At 60.2% G+C, this 19878-nt stretch carries 17 protein-coding genes and 1 pseudogene; 12 read left to right on the top strand and 6 right to left on the bottom strand.

Translation table 11 applies throughout. The features are described 5' to 3' along the window. Nucleotides 1-32: 32 nt before the first annotated feature. The 4 genes from E4O98_RS11740 to E4O98_RS11725 all read right to left on the bottom strand — a co-directional run bounded on the left by E4O98_RS11740 (nucleotide 33) and on the right by E4O98_RS11725 (nucleotide 4562). A complete protein-coding gene (locus E4O98_RS11740) occupies nucleotides 33-1289 on the bottom strand; it encodes a type II toxin-antitoxin system HipA family toxin (RefSeq protein WP_248135126.1) in 1257 nt (418 codons plus the stop codon). Then, a complete protein-coding gene (locus tag E4O98_RS11735) occupies nucleotides 1231-1590 on the bottom strand; it encodes a helix-turn-helix transcriptional regulator (protein WP_032878508.1) in 360 nt (119 codons plus the stop codon). The genes E4O98_RS11740 and E4O98_RS11735 overlap by 59 nt, the downstream gene beginning before the upstream one ends. A gap of 108 nt (nucleotides 1591-1698) precedes the next feature. Next, nucleotides 1699-2403 (bottom strand): DUF3142 domain-containing protein, encoded by a 705-nt coding sequence (locus E4O98_RS11730; protein WP_248135123.1) that lies wholly within the window; start codon nucleotides 2401-2403, stop codon nucleotides 1699-1701. Beyond that, on the bottom strand, nucleotides 2400-4562 hold the full coding sequence (locus E4O98_RS11725; RefSeq protein WP_248135120.1) for an outer membrane assembly lipoprotein YfiO: 2163 nt from the start codon (nucleotides 4560-4562) through the stop codon (nucleotides 2400-2402). Before E4O98_RS11725 ends, E4O98_RS11730 begins: the two co-directional genes overlap by 4 nt. 179 nt (nucleotides 4563-4741) lie before the next feature. Between E4O98_RS11725 and E4O98_RS11720 the strand changes: the two are divergent. From E4O98_RS11720 to E4O98_RS11710, 3 genes and pseudogenes are all read left to right on the top strand, one after another. Next, nucleotides 4742-6322: pseudogene (locus E4O98_RS11720) on the top strand (glycosyltransferase family 39 protein). A 33-nt stretch (nucleotides 6323-6355) separates the two neighbouring features. Continuing rightward, nucleotides 6356-6601: a DUF2789 domain-containing protein gene (locus tag E4O98_RS11715; protein WP_032878502.1), complete on the top strand. Its 246-nt coding sequence runs from the start codon at nucleotides 6356-6358 to the stop codon at nucleotides 6599-6601. Nucleotides 6602-6702: 101 nt separating this feature from the next. Beyond that, a complete protein-coding gene (locus tag E4O98_RS11710; RefSeq protein ID WP_248135118.1) occupies nucleotides 6703-8199 on the top strand; it encodes a Fic family protein in 1497 nt (498 codons plus the stop codon). Nucleotides 8200-8215: 16 nt separating this feature from the next. Here the strand turns inward: E4O98_RS11710 and E4O98_RS11705 are convergent, their stop codons facing one another. Next, nucleotides 8216-8497, bottom strand: a complete 282-nt coding sequence (locus tag E4O98_RS11705) for a type II toxin-antitoxin system RelE/ParE family toxin (RefSeq protein WP_103734051.1) — start codon at nucleotides 8495-8497, stop codon at nucleotides 8216-8218. Next, nucleotides 8494-8772, bottom strand: a complete 279-nt coding sequence (locus tag E4O98_RS11700; protein ID WP_032878500.1) for an antitoxin — start codon at nucleotides 8770-8772, stop codon at nucleotides 8494-8496. The genes E4O98_RS11705 and E4O98_RS11700 overlap by 4 nt, the downstream gene beginning before the upstream one ends. Nucleotides 8773-9152: 380 nt before the next feature. On the opposite strand from E4O98_RS11700, the gene E4O98_RS11695 reads away from it, so the two are divergent. The 9 genes from E4O98_RS11695 to pgaA all read left to right on the top strand — a co-directional run bounded on the left by E4O98_RS11695 (nucleotide 9153) and on the right by pgaA (nucleotide 19878). Beyond that, on the top strand, nucleotides 9153-9413 hold the full coding sequence (locus E4O98_RS11695) for a short-chain dehydrogenase (protein WP_103734050.1): 261 nt from the start codon (nucleotides 9153-9155) through the stop codon (nucleotides 9411-9413). A gap of 262 nt (nucleotides 9414-9675) precedes the next feature. Next, nucleotides 9676-10095 carry a MarR family transcriptional regulator gene (locus tag E4O98_RS11690; RefSeq protein WP_005783580.1) on the top strand — a complete coding sequence of 140 codons (420 nt, stop codon included), beginning with the start codon at nucleotides 9676-9678 and terminating at the stop codon, nucleotides 10093-10095. Next, a complete protein-coding gene (locus E4O98_RS11685) occupies nucleotides 10092-12170 on the top strand; it encodes an FUSC family protein (RefSeq protein WP_005783581.1) in 2079 nt (692 codons plus the stop codon). Before E4O98_RS11690 ends, E4O98_RS11685 begins: the two co-directional genes overlap by 4 nt. Further along, nucleotides 12167-12376 (top strand): DUF1656 domain-containing protein, encoded by a 210-nt coding sequence (locus E4O98_RS11680; protein ID WP_003187469.1) that lies wholly within the window; start codon nucleotides 12167-12169, stop codon nucleotides 12374-12376. Before E4O98_RS11685 ends, E4O98_RS11680 begins: the two co-directional genes overlap by 4 nt. Beyond that, nucleotides 12373-13263, top strand: a complete 891-nt coding sequence (locus tag E4O98_RS11675) for an efflux RND transporter periplasmic adaptor subunit (protein WP_248135115.1) — start codon at nucleotides 12373-12375, stop codon at nucleotides 13261-13263. Before E4O98_RS11680 ends, E4O98_RS11675 begins: the two co-directional genes overlap by 4 nt. Further along, nucleotides 13260-14702 (top strand): efflux transporter outer membrane subunit, encoded by a 1443-nt coding sequence (locus E4O98_RS11670; protein WP_103734049.1) that lies wholly within the window; start codon nucleotides 13260-13262, stop codon nucleotides 14700-14702. Before E4O98_RS11675 ends, E4O98_RS11670 begins: the two co-directional genes overlap by 4 nt. A gap of 81 nt (nucleotides 14703-14783) precedes the next feature. After that, nucleotides 14784-15416 (top strand): hypothetical protein, encoded by a 633-nt coding sequence (locus tag E4O98_RS11665; RefSeq protein ID WP_032878496.1) that lies wholly within the window; start codon nucleotides 14784-14786, stop codon nucleotides 15414-15416. Nucleotides 15417-15562: 146 nt separating this feature from the next. Continuing rightward, entirely contained in the window at nucleotides 15563-17059 is a 1497-nt protein-coding gene (locus E4O98_RS11660) for a YdgA family protein (protein WP_032878495.1), read from the top strand. A 338-nt stretch (nucleotides 17060-17397) separates the two neighbouring features. Further along, nucleotides 17398-19878, top strand: coding sequence for a poly-beta-1,6 N-acetyl-D-glucosamine export porin PgaA (gene pgaA, locus E4O98_RS11655; protein WP_248135113.1), 2481 nt, complete (start codon nucleotides 17398-17400; stop codon nucleotides 19876-19878).

Genomic DNA, 19878 nt, shown 5'->3' with positions numbered 1-19878 from the left:
GTGCGCTTTGTTGCAGCCCGAGATCCTTGATCCTAAGCGAGGTCTGCTGCAAACCGGGTACACACATTGGAAAGCATGCGCACATCGGCACCGCTACAGCCTGCCGCTTCGAAAAAGCCGGAGGCTTCTCGCACGACGGCATACATATCCGTGACGATGGACCTTGCTTCATCCGCCCCCAACCCAAAGCGTTCAGGCGTACTCAGCAAATTGCTGACAGACGATACCCTGCCCTCATTCCCGATGATCAACGCCTGCAAGCCTAGTTGCGTGGGGTGGGGCAACACGTCAAATACTGGCGCAAGGGAATAGCCCGAGGCGCTGGTCAGCAGAAGCCCGGTTTGTTTCAGGTGGTCGTCGCTATTGCCGATCAGCACATTGAAGGCCATACGCTTGTAAAGCTCACGCATGTCAAAGGTGGCATCGTCGCAGACCTTCTTCAACACGTCGGCGATCCTGGAATAGGAAACGGCACTCTCAACCGCGTCAACTCGCATTCGCGGCTTCTCAGTGCTGACCAACGAATTGCAGCTGACATAGTGCTCGCGTCCAGCCCCCTCATGCCGGTCAAAACGTTCGACCATCAAAACCGGTTTGCCGGCGACCTCTACCAACTTGTGCCCGGCTGCGGGTAGACCTGCCGCATCCGCCATTTGAAGGCTGGCGAATTCAGCACGTGGTTGATCGAAAACATCGTCGCTACGGCCGAATTTAGCAATCCATTCCTTACCTTCGTGAGTCACGGTGACCTTCGGCCTGGCGCCGCCCATGGAACTGCCGAATTCGAATAGTCGTGCGATTTCCGCAGGCAGGTCGACATTACCTTTTTCGACCTGATCAAGGCCCACCATGATTTTCTCAAGGTCTTCAAATTGCGGCGGTTGGTGCAGAGTCGGCAACAGGTTTCTTGACGCACTGAACAGCAGGCAGCCCACTCCCGCACCCCGCGAAGCAAGGAGCCATTCAACTTCGTTTTGTGGATGCTGTTTTTGGGTCGCCAGTAGAACACGCCGACCCCAATTGTCGGGCGTTGCGTCGTCGAGCACACCAAACATGCGTGTCGAGGAATACTGGTTAGGGGTCAGTGGCAGGCTAAGCGGGTCAATCGCAAATGCCTTGGGGCGCGCAAGCCAGCTGTTGGCGTAGCGAAAAACGAATCCGCTTGCGTGCATGGCCACCTCACCAACAGGGACCGGATCACCGACTGAGTGAGCTGAAAAAACGAATGCGTTACCAATCGGCTTCCAAGACATCAGGTTCCCCTTCTGTGCGAATTCGGTCGGGCTCACGGGCGAGGCTCATGGTAATCCCAACCTGGTCAAGTTCTGGTGACGCAATGCTCGCCATACCTTCTTCCAGGTCCATCGCGCTAAGCACATTCATCAGCACGCCGAGGGATACGCCTGCTTCTCCCTGTCTCAGCCGCTGATACGTCTGTCGTGTAATGCCCGCCCGGCTGCATATGGTCGAGATTTTCAAACGGCGACGAATACGGGCTATTTCGATACCGTTCCCGATACCTCTCATCAGTTCAGCGCTTCTCTCTGAGATATACCCTTTGTGGGGGTATGGCTTGCCTGTTTCATGCATGATATATCACCCCTTAAGGCAGTAAGGGCAACTTATATCATTCAAGTTGCTAAGGCCACACGCAAAAAAACCGGTTTGATAGACGGTTTTTTTCCATGTTTGGAAGATTCAAGGGTTCTGCAAAAACACCACATACCCCCGAAACCACTCATTCCCTTGCAAATACCCTGGCGCCTCCCACTCGCCGCCTTGAATCAAACCGATCTTGAACGGAACTCCCATTCGGTTCATCCGTGGCAGGTACGCCGCGTAATCCGGGATGCTGTGCCGCCCTTGATACGTCTGCACCACCACTTCGTCCACCACGCCTTTGAGCTGGGCGATGGCGGCCGGGTTGGCGTTGCTGCTCCAGTCCATCAGGCCGGTGATGCTTAACCGCAGGTCGGCAGGCAGACGCCGGCGCAGGTCGCGCAGAAAATCAGCGTATTCGTGCAGGTACTGGGTGCGGGCGTCGAAGTCGATCTGGATGCCGATCACAGGGTTACCCGCGTCGCGCCAGCGTTGCACCTGGCCGAGCAGTTGGGTGTAGACCTGTTCCGGCCAGTGCAAGGTGTGGGCGCGATAGACCACCCAGATTTCGCCTTGGCTAATGCGTGGCACGCTGATGCCTTGGGCGATCAATTGCACGCCGCGCTGGGGGGCGCGGCGGGTGGAGTTGATCTGGCCTTGCAGGATGTACAGGGTTTTTGCCTGCTTGATCACAGGCTGCGGCGTGACACCACTCCACAGCCAGAAAGCGTCATAGTCGCGGGCTTCGACGGCGCCGAAAGCCGGGCTTGCCAGCAACAACAAGCCCAGCCACAGCGACTTCACCAGTAGTACTGCAGCGACTTGCCCCACTGGGTATCGGCAAAACCGGTCTTGAGTTGGCGGAACCAGGCTTTGCGCACCGCTGGCGCAACGTCTTCACCCCCGCAGCTGTTGTAACCGGCCGGCGCGTAGCAGTTGATGGCGCGGAACAACGCGTACGCCTTGTCGGTTTTCGGTGCTTTGGCGTTGGCGATCACCTGTTTGTAGCCGTCCAGCCGCGAGAAGGTTTCACCCTTGAACTGCGATTCGGTGCTGCCCAGGCTGCCGGCGGCGCGGGGTTGTTCCAGTGGCATGCCGTCCAGGCCGTTGCGCAGGATGAACTCACCGAAGCAGTTCAAGGCGTGGGGGTTTTTGGCCTCATCCTGCAAGGTCGCGGCGGTTTGCGCGATGCTTGGGCAGGCGTAGCCGGATTCGGCCTTGTCACCATTCCACTGGAACAGCTTCAAGGTCTGGCCGCTGGTGTAGGTGTAGCCCAGGCTGGTGCCGAGCTTGTCATCAGAGAGCGAGGCCTGCTTGAGGTCATCGGCAAAGGTCGCGAACTGGCGGTGCAGCAGGTCTTTGTAGAGCAGCACGAATTGCGCGCTCTGGCGTTCGGTCGGGTCGCTGGCGTTGGCGATCTGCTGGCGCAGCAGGTCGGGCCCGGCGACGTTGCGCAGCAGGATGTAGCGCACTTGCTTGGCGCTGATCGGCGAATCGGTTGCGAACACCTTGGCCAGTTGGCCGCTGCGCTCATAGTTCATCGCCAGGGCCAACTCCAGTTGGTCGCGTTGCAGCGGTTGCTTGGCCAGCGGTAGCATTTGCAGCCACAGGCTCTCGGCGCCCTTCCAATCTTGCTTGGCCTCCAGTGCCAAGGCGCGCAAGGTCTGCTGGCTGAAGGCAAAGTAGTCGAGGTTCGACGGCATATCCGCAGGCAAATGCTTGAGGGCAGCATCAGGTTGATGCTCAACGTACAGGGCATACGCCGCTTGCAGGTAGTCGAACAATGCCGGTTCGTTGGCGAATGTGCTCTTTTGCTTGTCGAGGTCTTCGCGGCTCAACAGCGGCGGCGTATGGGCGCGCATCGCCATCAGGTCGCTGACCACTTGCAGCATCGGGCTGTTCGCCGAGTTGTTGCCGACCATGAGCAACTTGAGGTCGGCTTCTTCGACCAACTCGTCGACGCTCACGTTACGCTGGGCGTCAGTGGCCTCGGTGAATTGCCAGGTGAAGTCTTCGGCGAGCTTGGCGTCGTCGTTCGCCAGCCAATGCACGCGGCGCAACAGGCCACGGGCGGACGCAACGTAATCGCCTTGTGGATAATGTTTCAGGTAACCGAGAAAGCCTTCTTCAGCGTCGCTCAAGGCAGACTTATCCACATGCTCGCGTTGCGGCATCCCGTACTCATCGAAGGCTTCGGCCTGGGCCCGGTTCAACGAGGTGCGTGCGGTCATGTACAGTGCGGTTTCTTTCAGCCAGGGCACCTCGCTGGTCGAGGCGGCGGCGAAACCGCGCTCGGCGTAAACGAAGCGACCGCCGTAGAAATCGGCGGCGGCCTGCAGGTAAGTGCGAAACAGCTGGGCATTGGCCGAGGGCGTCAACTGCGCGTCCACCACCTGGCCTGTGAAGTCACAGGTGGTCAGCAACTGCAACCGCGCTTTCACCAGCACGTCGCGCTCGGCTGGCGGCATATCGGCTTTGATCACCTGACTGATAAACGCCGTGGCGCTGTCATCGCTGTTGCTGCGGCAGCGGCTGCCTTCGCCATTCAGGAACGCTTCACCGGCAGTCTTGTATTCCTCGCGCTTGATGCCCAGCGGTTGGAGCAGGGTGTCGAGTTCGGCCGTGCGTGAATCGTCCGCTTTGTTATCGGGCTCATCATTCGCGGCCGGCGCTGGCACCAGGCGATACACCGGAAACGGCACCGGGCCGAAACCCTGGGCCAAATCGTCTTCGCCCAAGGCATTGGGCGTCAGCGGCGCGGCTTTTTTGTCGGCCAGCAACAGGCGCAGGTTGACCCGGCTGTCGTTGCCCGGGCTGAGAAAGGGCTGGTTGCTGCAAGGTTCGAGGCTGTCACGCGAGACACGCCAGTCGGGGTAGCATGAATCGTCGGAGCTGGCCTGAGCCTGTAGGGAAATACTGGCCAGGAGAGCCAGTGCCAGAGGTGACAAAAAACCGATGCGCATGACGTGTCCTTGATCCTGAGTCCTTGGAGGGCCCCAATAATAGCCTGTTCTGAGCTGTGCTTCGGTGAGGTCCTACGCAAAATACCGATTTGTCCGATTCCAGCGGCGAAGCCTGGGCTTTTGTCCTAGAGTGGCGGTGTTTGCGCTCAGGCAAGCGAGCTAATGCCAGGGGTATTGAAGTGCGTCGGTCTGTGGTTGAGCAAAACGAAAAAGCCGGAGCGCTGCCAGCCTTGCAGCGCCTGACCTGGCAAGGTGCTGGTCGACTCAGCCGTCTCTGGTGGGTACCGATCCTGGCGCTGGCCATGGCCCTGCGGTTTTACCACCTCACCTCGGCGGCGATCTGGGGCGATGAAGGGTCGAGCCTGTTGCTCAGTGAATACGCCGTGGCCGACCTGTGGTTTCACGCGGCCCATGATGTGCATCCGCCGCTGTATTTCTTCCTGCTGCGCGGCTGGATCGAAGTGTTCGGCGACAGCATCGGGTCCATTCGCAGCATGAGCGCGCTGCCGGGCGTAGCCGTGGTTGGCTTGGGCATCTGGCTGACGCGGCAACTGTCCACTCGGCGCGCGGCAGTGCTGGCGGGCATCCTGCTGGCGCTGTTGCCGACGGCGGTGCGCTACAGCCAGGAAGTGCGCATGTATTCGCTGCTGGGCGTGTGGCTGCTGGGCGCCACGCTGGCGCTGGTGTACTGGATGCGTCAGCCCGAACGCACGCGCTATTTGGCCGCGTATGTGCTGTTGATGAGTGCCGGTTTCTACACGCATTACTTCACCGCGCTGTGCGTGCTGGTGCATTGGGCTTATCTGGGGATGCAGGCGCCAGGCCAACGTTTGATAACGCGGCCTGCATGGTGGGCGGCCAACGTGGTGATCGTGTTGTTGTACCTGCCTTGGCTGCCGAACCTGTTGGACCTGGTGCAGCATGTCGACCAGCTCAAGGTGGGCGGCGACATCGGCTGGGAAGAGCCGGTCAACCTGCTGTCTGTGCCCTCGATGATCTGGCAGTTCGTGTTGCAGGATGCCGGCGATGATTTGTGGACGCCGCTGTTCTGGATATTTCCGCTGCTGCTGATTGCGGTGGTGTGGATGACGGCCTGGCGCCACCCGGGAGCTCGTTTGCCGGCGTTGTTTTTCTTGTTGCCGTTGCTGTTGGTGTATGGCGTGTCGTTTATCTCGCCGGTCTTTATCGAGCGCTACCTTACGGTGTATGCCCTGGGTTTGCCGATCGTCCTGGCGCTTGCCATCGACCGCTTGCCGTCACGCTTGTCATGGCTGGGCGCAGCGCTGTGGGTGCTGTTTGTGGGCATGGAACTGCTGGGCCTGAAGAACAACTTCGAAGTGGATGAGCACGACCAATTCAACGTGCCGGTGGAGTTCGTCAATCGCAATTACCAGTAAGACGACCGCATCGTCCTCAGCGATATGATGTGGTATCTGAGCTACGTGTACTACGACGAAACTGACGCCCAGTTGCAGCTCTACACCCCGCCCAAACCCGACGGCACGTCGACCCGGCCAAATGCCTACGGCTTCGGCACCCTGGTAGATCAGGATGGCGGGCGCATCTATCTGGATTCTTTATCGGCATTACCGGCCAATACCCGGCGCGTATGGCTGATCAGCAGCAATGAAGCACCGGACGACTTCGCCCCGCTCCCCGAAGGTTGGCGCGAGCTCAGCCGCCAGGACGGCGGTGGCGCACGGGCGCGTCTGTTCGTGCTGTGCAAGGTGCCGGCGCCGCAACCTGAGGGTTGCCGCTAGACTCGATTAACCCTTCTCTATCAGGAGCTCATCATGGAATCGCCAGTGCATAGCTTGCCGTCGTTGTTCAAACAGCTTGGGTTGCCGAATGACCCGGTCAGCATTGAGCAATTTGTCGCCTCTCATTCGCCGCTCAAGCCAGATTTGAAACTCGCCGATGCTTTTTTTTGGAGCGACGCCCAAAAGGCATTTTTGCGCGAGGAGATTCTGGAAGATGCGGATTGGGCGGAGGTGGTGGATGAGTTGAATCTGATGTTGCGGGGTGGACGACGGGTGTAAAAAAATATCCCAATAAAGGCGAGCATGTAAAAAAAAATGGTGAGCGGTAAAAAAAACTGGGCTTTAATCGCTTAAGTGAATTTTTTCTGGAAAAGCTCGCCATGCCAACAGTCGGATACGCTCATCTGTGTGAGGCGCTGGATCTAAAGGTTATCGCACCGTTGCGCGCTGCGATGATCAAGCCGGTGACCAGGATTACCCTGATCGGTGACTGCCTGGCGGTGCCCCATTCTGTGGCGCCTGCCCAACATGCGCTGTTTGAACATGTGCTGTTTGCGCTTAAGCATGAAGGCGTGAACCTGGCGATACTTGCCCAGGTGTTTGAACAGCTTGGCCCAGAACCGTTTTTGGAGGCGCTGGCCGACTCGCCCAACGGTGCGTTTATCCGAAAAGCCTGTTTTCTTTGGGAAGGCTTTACCGGGAAAATGCTGGATCACACCCTTCCTGTTCGTGGTCGCGTTGTTCCCTTGTTCGATCCCCAGCGCTATGTAACCGGTCCGAGTATTCGCAACAGTCGTTGGCGAGTGGATTTCAACGGTTTGGGCTCTTTGCATTATTGCGCCACCGTAGAGCGAACGCCTGAGCTAGAAGCGTTGTTGGCGCTTGATGTATTGGCCCGCGCCAAATCCTTCATGGCCAGCCTCCCACCCGAAATGATGGACCGCGCCATCCAGTGGGCGTACCTGCACGAAACCCGCGATTCATTTGCCATCGAAAAAGAACACCCCAGCGAAGAAAAATCCCGCCGTTTCGTCCAACTACTGCGCCAGTCCCATGAAGGCCGTTTGCTCACCGAAGACTACTTGGTCGAACTGCAAAACAGCACCGTCTCCAATCCCTTCGACAAAGCCGTTGCGTTTCGCCACGAACAAAATCATCTGCACAACGGCCTGCGCGGCGGCGCCGGTGTGAGCTACGTGCCGCCAGCACCAGAGCTTTGCCAGGAACTGATGGAAGAGCTGATGGCCTTCGCCAACCAACCCGTGCGAGACGTTGATCCCTTGGTCGCGGCTGCCGTCACTGCTTTCGGCTTCGTGTTCCTGCACCCGTTCATGGACGGTAATGGCCGCCTGTCTCGCTTCCTGATCCACCAGACGCTTTGTCATTACGGCGCACTGGGAAATGGCTTGTTGCTACCAGTCTCCGTCGCCATGAAGCACGAGGAACAAGCCTATCTGGAGGCGCTCAAGACCTTCTCCCAGCCGACGCGGGAATTCTGGAGCGTTACTTGGCTGGACGGCGACCACATGGCGTTCGACTTCATCGGCCACCCCTCGATCTACCGCTACTGGGACGCCACCCGCTGCGTCGAATTCACCCTGCAAATGGCCCGCCGCGCACTGGAAGTCGAACTGCGCGAAGAAACCGAATTCCTCGACCGCTACGACCGCGTGATCAAGGCCGTGAATCAACGCTACGACGTGCGTGGCAGTGATTTGTCGAAGCTGGTGATGATGTGCCTGGATAACGAGGGCAAGCTTTCCAAGCATCGGCGCAAGCAGTTTCAGTACAGCGTGGCGGAGGAGGTGTTTGGGTTTATTGAGGAGGAGGTGGGGCGGGTGATTGAGGAATGTGGCAATCAGCCCTCGCCGATCTGAGGCATCAATGTGGGATTTAACTTTCTGGTGGCCAGTGGCGAGCTGTATGCACCAGAGCCACAATCCTCACTACTTCGGGCTCAACTTGATAAACAAGGCGGTAGCTCGGGTGCGGAATGATTTCGCGTGTTCCCGCAATCCGGCCTATTGGGCCAATTTCGGGGTTATGTGCTAATCCAAGTGCTGCCATGCTGAAGCGCCGGTCCATGTCGGCTGCGGCTTGTGGATTTTTCTCAAACAGAAAATCCCAGATATCTCTACGATCCTGCCCTGCCTCGGGCGTCCACGCGACCCTCATCCCTGACTATCTACTTGAGCGCGCCTGGCTGCGAATTCAGCTTCCAAATCTTCATTGGAAACCTCTCGGCCTGCGCGAATGGATGCACGAGAAGCATCAACTTTGCGTTGCAAAAACTCATCGTACTCTCGCGAGTGCTGCTGGGCCTGAACGAATTCACGCATCATTTCGCGTACGATTTGCGATGCAGGACGATGGGAGGCTTCGCATTCAGCCATGAACTGGTCGCGAAGCTCTGGTTCAAGCTTCATTGTAAAAACGGCTAATTTGGACATCAGCGATTCCTCCGCAATGGTATGCACAAAGTATATACATCGTCATTACCGAATGGCGTTTGGAAAAAGCTGAGACGACTGACGGTAGAGATCAATATGTTGGTTGCACAGCCTCAACCATCCCCCCTATAGTTCGCCCCGTCGCCGCACATCGGCGATCGGATTTGGCGATCCGAAATTCTGTGACGCGTTACAGCGTTCCTACCCCGTGCGTTTTTCCTTGGATGAAGGCATTGGGTTCTATGGCGGCTGTGCGCGGGAGATCTTCGGATCTGCCGGGTTTCACAGATAACCGGTTCGCCAACCTGCGTACAGCTGCCACCCTTATTCGTTTGGCGACGGGAGAAGGTGGTTCAAATCCTTATCTGTGAGGTTTATCGATGGACCAATACAAGCCGCTTCAAACCAACCCCACCGGCGTTCCCGTCCTGGCTTTCAACACCTTTGCCCCATCGCACCTGCTCCACGAAACGGCGCGAAGCCGCATACGTATCGGCACTGAGCTTTTGGAGACCCTCGTCTCAACAAGCGACAACCCAAACCTCCATCACTTGGTCACTGCCGCATTGGTTTCACTGCGCGATGGCCTGGACATGCTGGGCGAGATCCAGCGTCGCCTCGATGGTCAGGCTGAAAAATAGCCCGGGCATCCGACGCTGATCCAAATGTGGGACGGGGCTTGCTCCCGATGAGGGCGTGTCAGTAAATGCATCAGTGGCTGACCCCTCGCCATCGGGAGCAAGCCCCCTCCCACATTCGCCCGGCGGTGTGGCCGCTGAATCGCTCCATCCATCGAGAAATTGTTTCAAAACTTGACGGCTCTTCCTCCCTCCACCATATTAATAGTTAGCAAACTAACTGTATGCGAACTATCCAGTGTCCCAATCCCTCGAACAACTTCAGATGAACCTGAGCAGCAGCATGGTGGTGGGCGCCCGTAACTGGCGCAAAATCTGCCAGACCACGCTGGTCAGCTATGGCATCTCCGAAGCCTGCGCCGTGCCGTTGTTGATGATCGGTCGCTTGGGTGACGGTGTGCACCAGGTCAAAGTAGCCCAGGCCTCCGGTATGGAAAGCCCGTCATTGGTGCGCCTGCTCGATCGGCTGTGCGGCGACGGCTACGTATGCCGCACCGAAGACATCCACGACCGCCGCGCCAAGGCCCTGAGCCTCACCGAGCGCGGCCGTGAACTGGTGCAGGCGGTAGAAGCCCAACTGGTTCGCCTGCGCAAGGAAGTCCTTGTGGATATCGCGCCCACCGACCTGGAAGCCGCACTGCGCGTGCTGCGCGCCTTCGAAGCGGCCGAGGCTGTGGCGCCTTGAACGGATTTTTTACCGGCTTCCCGCCCGCCCGCGACTGGTTCTACGGGGTCCGCACGTTCGCCGCGTCGATGATTGCGCTGTACATCGCCATGCTGATGCAAATGCCGCGTCCGTACTGGGCGATGGCTACCGTGTATATCGTCTCCAGCCCGTTTGTCGGGCCCACCAGTTCCAAGGCTTTGTACCGCGCCATTGGCACCTTTATGGGGGCAGCGGCGGCGGTGCTGTTTGTGCCGATGTTCGTGCAGTCGCCTTACCTGTTGGTGGTAGTGATTGCGTTATGGACGGGCACCTTGCTGTTCCTCTCCATGCACCTGCGCACGGCCAATAATTACGCCCTGATGCTGGCCGGCTATACCTTGCCGCTGATCGCCCTGCCAGTGGTGGATAACCCCCTGGCGGTGTGGGACGTGGCTGAAGCGCGTACCGAAGAAATCTTCCTTGGCATCGCGGTCGCAGCGGTGGTGGGCGCAATGTTCTGGCCACGGCGCCTGATGCCGGTGTTCGATGGCTCGGTGGCCAAGTGGTTCAGCGATGCTCAGGTCTATAGCCAACGCTTCCTCACCCGCCAGATTGACCCTGAAGCGGTCAGCAACCTGCGCGGCGGCATGGTTGCCACCTTCAACACCCTTGAGTTGATGATCGGCCAGTTGCCCCACGAAGGCGCGCGGCCGCAAACGGTGCGCAACACCAAAGAACTGCGCGGGCGCATGATTCATCTGCTGCCGGTAATCGACGCGCTGGATGACGCGGTGTACGCCATCGAGCATCGCGCACCGGAGTTTCTCGACCGGCTCAAACCGTTGCTGGAGGAAGCCAACGCCTGGCTGCAAAGCACCACTGAACAAGCGCCCCTGGAACGCTGGCGTGTGCTGCGTGACCAGATCGACGCCGCCCAACCCCAAGGCGAAGCGCTGGATGACCGCCACACGTTGCTGTTCTCCAACGCCCTGTACCGCCTGGGCGAATGGGTCGACCTGTGGCAAGACTGTCGCAGCCTGCAAGCCGCCATTCAGTGCGAAAGCCAGGACACCTGGCGCGCCGTCTACCGCCACTGGCGCCTGGGCCGGCTCACGCCATTTCTCGACCGTGGGCTGATGTTCTACTCGGCGTTTTCCACCGTTACCGCGATCATCGTCGCCTCGGTGCTGTGGATCCTGCTGGGCTGGACCGATGGCGGCAGCGCCGTGATCCTGGCCGCCGTCGCCTGCAGCTTCTTCGCTTCGATGGACGACCCGGCGCCGCAGATCTACCGGTTCTTTTTCTGGACCGCCATGTCGGTGCTGTTCGCCAGCCTGTATCTGTTTCTGGTGCTGCCCAACCTGCATGACTTCCCCATGCTGGTGCTGGCTTTTGCCGTGCCGTTTATCTGTATCGGCACCCTCACGGTACAGCCACGATTCTACCTGGGCATGTTGCTGACGCTGGTCAACACCTCGTCGTTCATCAGCATCCAGGGCGCCTATGACGCGGATTTTCTCAACTTCGCCAACGTCAACCTGGCTGGGCCCGTGGGCCTGCTGTTCGCATTTGTGTGGACCTTGATCGCCCGGCCCTTCGGCGCCGAACTGGCGGCCAAGCGCCTGACCCGTTTCAGCTGGCGTGACATCGTTGGCCTGACCGAGCCCGCAACCCTGAACGAACACCGGCACATGGCCGCACAAATGCTCGACCGCCTGATGCAACACCTGCCGCGCCTGGCCCTTACCGGCCAAGACACCGGCAGCGCCCTGCGCGACCTGCGCGTAGCGCTGAACCTGCTCGACCTGCTGGCCTACTCGCCGCGCATCCTCGGTGTGCCACGGGTGTTGCTCAACCAGGTGGTGGAAGGGGTGGGCGGTTACTTCAAAGCGTGCCTCAAGGCCGGTGAACGCTTGCCCGCACCCAGCGGTCTGCTGATGACCCTGGACCGTACGCGCCGCGCCCTCAACGGCCAGGGCCTGCAAGACGAAGACGACACCCGCCTGCACCTGCTGCACGCCTTGGCCGGCCTGCGCCTGGCGTTGTTGCCCGGTGTGGAATTCATTGGCGGCACGGAAATGGAAGCGCCGCTACCCGATGGAGCGCCTTTATGATCGGTGATCTGGATATCAGCGGGGTGTTCCTGCCCACGCTGCTGGTGCTGATGGGCATTACCTATGTGTTGTTTCTGGTGGTGCACGGGCTGTTGACGCGCATGCACTTCTATCGCCTGGTCTGGCACCGGGCATTGTTCAATGTGGGGCTTTACGCGCTGTTGCTGGGCGCGGTGGACTCACTCAGTCGATATTTGATGACATGAAAAAACCTTTTTTGATTATCGGCCGTGTCGTCCTGACGTTGTTGATCGTGAGTTTCGCGGTCGTCGTTGTGTGGCGCATGGTCATGTACTACATGTTTGCCCCCTGGACTCGTGACGGCCACATCCGCGCCGACATCGTGCAGATCGCCCCGGACGTGTCCGGGCTGATCCAACGCGTCGACGTGCGCGACAACCAATTGGTGACCAAGGGCCAGGTGCTCTTTGCCGTCGACCAGGACCGCTTCAAGCTGGCCCTGCGCCAAGCCCAGGCCGCCGTGGCTGACCGCCAGGAAACCCTGGCCCAGGCCCAGCGCGAGTACAAGCGTAACCGTGGCCTCGGCAACCTGGTGCCCAGCGAGCAGTTGGAAGAAAGCCAGTCCCGCGTGGCTCGCGCCCAGTCCGCCCTGGCCGAAGCGCAAGTGACGGTGGACTCCGCCCAACTCAACCTCGACCGCTCGGTGATCCGCAGCCCCGTGGACGGCTACGTCAACGACCGCGCACCGCGCACCCAGGAGTTCGTCACTGCCGGGCGCCCGGTGCTGTCGGTGGTGGACAGCAATTCCTTCCACATCGACGGCTACTTCGAAGAAACCAAGCTCGACGGCATCCACGTCGGTATGGGCGTGGACATCCGCGTGATCGGCGACAACGCTCGACTGCACGGGCATGTGCAGAGCATCGTCGCCGGTATCGAAGACCGCGACCGCAGCAGCGGCTCCAACCTGCTGCCCAACGTCAACCCGGCGTTCAGCTGGGTGCGCCTGGCCCAGCGGATCCCCGTGCGCATTGCCTTTGACGATGTGCCGGCGGACTTTCGCATGATCGCCGGGCGCACGGCGACGGTGTCGATCATCGACGACAAGGTTAAAGACGGGGACAAACCATGAAGCGGCTTCTGGCAACCGCTTCCCTGGGGTTGTTGCTGTCGGCCTGCCAAGTAGTGGGCCCGGATTACAAACTGCCGGAGCAGGCCGCAGTCAACCGTGGCGACCTGCAAGGGCCGATCATGGGCGAGGGCAGCAACGTGGTCTCGGCGCCGGTGCCGGCCGATTGGTGGAAGCTGTATAAAGACCCGCGCCTGGACCAGCTGGTGCAGCAGGCCATGGCCTCCAATACCGATCTGCGCGTGGCCGCCGCCAACTTGCAGCGTTCGCGTTACCAAGTGCAGCAGGCTGAATCCGCCGGAGGCTGGAGTGCCGGCGCCAAGGCCGAGGCCCAGCGCTTGCAGGAATCTGGCGAAGCATTTTTGCTGCCGGACAAAGTCCCGGTCGGCAACATCGGCAGCGTCGGCATCACCACGTCCTATCAGTTCGACCTGTTCGGCACCTTGCAGCGCGGCATCGAAAGCGCCAAGGCCAGCGCCGATGCAACCCAGGCGGCAGCCGATATCGCTCGCATCACCCTGGTGGCCGATGTGGTGCGTTCCTACACCCAGGTGTGCGCGGCCAACGAAGAGCTGGCGATTGCCAACGAATCCCTCGACCTGCAAGCGCAGAGCACCAAGCTGACTCAGCGCCTGCGGGATGCCGGGCGCGGCGACGAAACCCAGGTGACCCGCTCGCAAACCCAATACAAATCCCTGCGCGCCGACATTCCGCGCTATGAAGCCTCGCGCCAGGCCGCACTGTTCCGCCTGTCGATGCTGCTGGCCAAGCCCGTAGACCAACTGCCGGCCGGCACTGGCACCTGCGCCGAGCTGCCACACATCGCCCAGTTGCTGCCGGTGGGCGACGGTGCCACGCTGCTCAAACGTCGCCCTGATGTGCGCCAGGCTGAGCGCCAGTTGGCTGCCGCGACCGCACGTATCGGCGTGGCCACCGGCGCGCTGTATCCGGATATCAGCATCGGCGCCACGGTAGGCACCGTGGGCCTGCTGGAAAACCTCGGCACACCGGCCACCAACCGCTGGGGCTTTGGCCCGATGATCAGTTGGACCGTGCCGACCAACGGCGCCCGTGCGCGTATCCATGAAGCCGAAGCTGCGACCCAGGGCGCTTTGGCGCACTTCGACGGCGTGGTGCTCAATGCCATCCGCGAAACCCAGACCGGCCTGGCGCAATACACTGCGGTGTTGCAGCGCCGCGACGCCCTGGCCGAAGCCGAACAGTCGGCGCGAGAAGCTGCCGGCCAGACCCATCGCTTCTTCCAGGCCGGCCGCGAATCGTTCCTGGCCGACCTGCAAGCCACGCGCACCTACACCGATATGCGCGCGCAATTGGCGACGGCCAACACCCAGGTTGCCATGAGCCAGATCGATCTGTTCCTGGCCCTGGGCGGCGGCTGGGAAAGCGGACGAACGCAAGGGGTAAAACCCGGCAAACCGTGAGGTGATTGCTATGCTTTGTCAGGTGAGGCGCCGTGACGTCTCACCCGACAAAGCTCGCGTTTGCTCATGGGGATTCCAATAATGAAAAACCCTTATGCTCCCGCTTTCTGGTGCGTGCTCTTCGCACTGGTATTGTTATCGGCCGCGTATTTCTACGGTGTCATGCTCGCCCATCAACTCGACAAGGCCATGGTGTTCCTGGACAGCGCCTGCCTGGTGATCGGCACCTTGTCCATCGGCGTGGTGGCCTGGGCGTCTTATCAAAACCAGCGAGTGAAGAAAAAGCTCCTCGAGCAAGGCAAGACCCGCGTCGCGATCTGGGACACCAAGGTTGCCCTGCGCCGCGTCGAAACCGTATTCGACCGCTATTTCTGGGGCAGCTACTGGCAGCCCGGGCGCACCTTCCAGGAGGTCATGGGCGACCTCACCGGCACGCCGCTGGAAAAAAGCCTCGAAGTCCTGAAAAAGCAGTGCGTGCTGCTGGATCGACAGGTCGCAGACGGTAGGCACTGGCTCGATAACGCGCGGGAATTGTCCGACGTGGCCACGCAAATGGCCCGCGAGCGCTACCAGTTGGATTTTTGCGACCCCAAGGCCGACACCCCCGGCAATGCCGTGATCCACCGCGAGTTTGAGGTGTTGGTGTACACCTGGACCGCCCGCTTGAAGAGTTTTGATCACCAGTTGGACGAAATCGAGCTGGAGTACTCCTGAACTCCTACGGAACTGATCCCTCTGAAAGGCTGGGCCGTTTGCGCTCGCCAGTGCTAATCTTCCCCCGTTTTCGGCGGGCTTGAGCCAACCCCTTCGGGGTTCAAGGAAGACAGCCCACTTCTCACAGGATTTGATCAGGTCACTTCATGAATAAGCCAGCCGTTGTTTTCTTGGGTTTTGTTGTCGCCATCGGCGCCGTCAGTGCGGGCGGCGCCTGGTACACCGGTAAACAACTGGAGCCGGTCCTGCAAACCGCCATCCAGAACGCCAACAAAGAGTTGCAGACCTCTATGGCCGGCGTCGACGGCAGCGTGGCTCTGGAGCTGGTGTCTCTGGACCGTGGCGTGTTCAGCAGCACGGCGCACTATCGCCTCAAGGGCCAGGGCAGCGTGTTCGGTGAAGACAACCCGAACCCTGAGTTGCTGTTCGTCGACCATATCGAGCACGGCCCGCTGCCGTTCTCGCGCCTGGTGACCCTCAAGTGGTTGCCGGTCATGGCCACCAGTCACTACGAACTGGAAAAGAACCCCACCACTGAAAAATGGTTCGCCGCCAGCAAAGACGTGTCGCCGCTCAAAGGCGTGGCGAACATCGGCTACAGCCGTTCGGTCAGCGGCAACATCGAATTGCTGCCGCTGGAGTTCAAGGACGACACCTCCTCGGTGAGCTTCTCCGGCGCCAACCTGGAATTCGACAGCAGCGCCGAAGGCCAGAAGGTCAAGGCTGATGGCTTCATGAACAGCCTCAAGGTCGCGGCGATCGATGCCAATGGCGCACCGTTCGAAGCGGAACTGGCTGGCCTGACTGTTGCCAGCAACCTGGAGAAATCCACCTTTGGCTTCTACACCGGCCAGAACACCGTGGAACTGACCGATACCAAGGTCACCTTCGGCCCGCAGAAAGCCGTGCTGACCCTCAAGGGCTTCGAGCAGAAAGACTCTACCCAAGCCAAGGACAACAACCTGGCCGGTCGCGTCGACTACAAGATCGACGAGATCGGTTATCAGGGCAAACCAGTCGGCTCGGCTGCCATGGCCGTGAGCATGAAGAACGTCGATATCCCGGCGATGCTGGTGCTGACCAAGCTCTACCAGGACAAGATGCAACCGGTGCAAGCCGCGGCCGCCGCTGGCCAACCGGTGCCGGAACTGCAATTGACCGAAGCCGAGCAGGCCCTGGCCGAAGCCAACGTCAACCAGGTACTGGCTGCCAAGCCGCAACTGGCGGTGGAAAACCTGTCGCTTAAAACCACCCACGGCGAAAGCAAGTTCAACCTGGTTGTGGACCTGGCCAAGCCGACGTCCATGGAGCTGCCGCCGGTTGAACTGGGCAAGCAGATGATTGCGCTGCTGGATGCCAACCTGACCCTGTCCAAGCCAATGATCAGCGACGTAGCGGCCCTGCAAGCCCAGGTCGGTGGTGTGACTGACCCCAAAGCCATCGAGCAGCAATCGCAGATGGCGGCCGAGATGGTCAGCGGCATGGCAGTCGGCACGCAACTGGCAACCCTGGTGGGCACCGATGTAGTTTCCAAGCTGCACTACGCCAACAACGAAGTGACCTTCAACGGCCAGAAGATGACCGTTGAGCAGTTCATTGGCTTTGTGATGTCGAAAGTCGGTGCGGTGAGCGGCGCCCAGTAAGCGCTGAAAATGCAGTAAAAAAATGTGGGAGCAGGCTTGTGTGGGAGCTGGCTTGCCTGCGATAGCATCGCCCCGGTCTGGCTGAACGACCGCGGTGCCTGCATCGCGGGCAAGCCCGGCTCCCACACAAACCCGGCTCCCACATTCGTTTTGTTTGAGGGCAAAAAATCGCGATCGCACAATTCTGAACAATTGTTCTGAATTGTACTTCCCCCTACTTCGCTAAGAGATAGTTCTTACAGGAAAGCTAGGTCGGGTCCCGAGACGCCGACACCCTGATGCGTTTTGCTCAGGACCATCTATCGTTAGGGCTTTCCGTGTGTAAGGAAGCTCACGATATGCTGCGAAACCTCCCCTACAGTGCTTCAGGCCGGTTGCGTCTGCTTATCGGGGCCGCCCTGTGCAGCCAATTGCTGGTTCCTGGCCTCGTGTTTGCCGATCCCGCCTACGATGCCCTGATCATCCAGGCCCGCAACGGTCACTTCACGCCGGCGTTGACGCAACTGCGCCAACTGTCTGCCGAACGCCAAACCCCAGGCCAGGTCAGTGACCACCTGGTGATTGCCGGTTGGGCCGGGCAAGACGACGAAGTGCTCAAGGTGTACGAAGCACAAGGCAAGCACCGCAACCTCACCACCCAGGCACTTGCCACGGTGGCGCGCACCTATCGCAATCAAAAACAATGGGCTCAGGCCGAAGCGGTCTATCGCCAGGCTCTGCTGCGTGAACCGAATAACGTCGACTTGCAACTGGGCCAGGCCCTGACCCAGGCCGATGGCGGCAAGGCCAACGAAGCGGTGCAACGCTTGCGCACGATGGTGGCGGCGCAACCCAATGACCCGAACCGCCGCATGGCCCTGGGTTATGCGCTGACACGCGCCGGCTTGAATTACGACGCCTTGTTCGAGTTCGACCAAGCCTTTATCCGTGCCGGCGACAAACCGGAAGTGGCCCGTGAATACATCGTCGCCCTGCAAAAGGCTCGCTTGCCCGAAGCCGCCCTGCGCCTGTCGGCCAAGCGCCCGGGCCTGGTGGACGCGGTCACCCAGCGCCGCCTGGAAGGCGACCTTGCCGCCGAGCGCGTGCGCATGGCCGAGTTCGCTACGCGTACCGAAAAAGAACGCTACGTCATCGCCGATCGCGCCCTGCAGGATTACGACAAGCTGATCAGCCGCTGGGCTCCGGACGCCACTGCCCACGACGACGTCGTGCGCTGGCGTATCGACCGGCTTGGGGCACTCAAGGCCCGTGCACGCACCGCTGAGGTGATTCGCGAATACGAAGTGCTCACCGCCCAAGGCGTGCAGTTGCCGACCTACGCCGTGCGCTGGGTCGCCGCATCCTACCTCGACCAGCGCCTGCCGGAAAAAGCCGCGCCGCTGTATCGCCAGGCGCTGACTGCAGCGGATGCCGACGTCGGTGATCATGTCAAAGACAGCACCGCCCTGTTCTACGCCTTGTTGGAAAACGATCAGGTGGATGAGGCGCGTGCGGTCGCCACACAGCTGGCCAGCACCGAGAAACCTCGGGTTGAACTCAAGGGTTTGCCTATCGGCAACCCTAACGACGAATGGATGGACGCCCAGCAATTGGCGGCCCAGGCCGGTACCTATGGCGCCGACCTGAATGCCAGCGAACAAGCGCTGGAAGACCTGGGGAGCAAAGCTCCCGGCAGCATCGGTGTACGTTTGGCACAGGCAGAAATGTACCGTGCCCGTGAATGGCCCAGACGCGCTGAAGACTCCCTCAAGGAGACCGAAAACCAGAGCCCTCGTGACATCGGGGTGGAAATGTCCCAAGGCTTCACGGCCTTGGACTTGCAGGAATGGCGGCAACTCGACCTGCTCACCGATGACGTCGTCGCCCGTAACCCGGACAACCGCCAGGTACAGCGCCTCAAACGCCTGCGCGACGTGCACGACATGGCCGAAGTGCGGGTGGAAGCCTACACCGGTAAAAGCTTCGGAGGCGGCAACAACCAAGAGGCCGGCGCCGTGTCGGGTAGCCGTGACTGGGGCATAGAAAGCGTGATCTACACCCCACCCATCGACGAGGACTGGCGCCTGTTCGCCGGTGTCGGTTATGGCACTGCCGATTTCGCCGAAGGTACCGGCCATCACCGTTGGCAGCGTGTGGGCGTGGAGCGGCGCACCCGCGATATGACCATCGAAGCCGAAGTGTCCAACCATTCCTATGGCGATGGCGCCAAACAAGGCGCGAGCGTGTCGATCGCCCGCGACATCAACGACCACTGGCAGTACGGCGGCAGCCTTGGCTACCTACTTAACACCACACCGTTACGGGCGTTGAATGAAGGTGTCACGGCCAACGGCGGCAGCGGTTTTATCCGCTGGCGCGCCAACGAAAGCCGCGAGTGGAAACTGGCCGTCAGCCCGTCGCATTTCAGCGATGGCAACGACCGCGTCGAAGCCTTGCTCACCGGTCGCGAAGGCATCTACAGCTCGCCCAAAGTGCAAGTAGAGCTGGGCCTGGAAGTCGGTGCCAGCCGCAACAGCAAGGAAGACACGATCTACTTCAACCCCAAGTCCGACTTCAGTGTGTTGCCCACCGTCAACGTCAACCATGTGCTTTATCACCGCTACGAAACCCAGTGGAGTCAGCAGTTCCAGCTCGGTGCGGGTACCTATAGCCAAAAGGATTACTCCACCGGCGGCGTCGGCTTGATCGGGTACGGCCAACGCTTTCGCTGGAATGACGTGCTGGAAGCCGGCGCCAACCTGAGCCTGGTCAGCCGACCTTACGACGGCGAGCGCGAACGCGATTTGCGCCTGCTCCTGGACCTCACTTACCGTTTCTAG

The organism is Pseudomonas sp. W2Jun17, from assembly GCF_023127795.1.
In the GTDB taxonomy this organism is placed as follows: domain Bacteria; phylum Pseudomonadota; class Gammaproteobacteria; order Pseudomonadales; family Pseudomonadaceae; genus Aquipseudomonas; species Aquipseudomonas synxantha_A.
The sequence above is the reverse complement of the archived record's forward strand: the minus strand, read 5'-3'. Positions and strand labels throughout refer to the sequence as shown.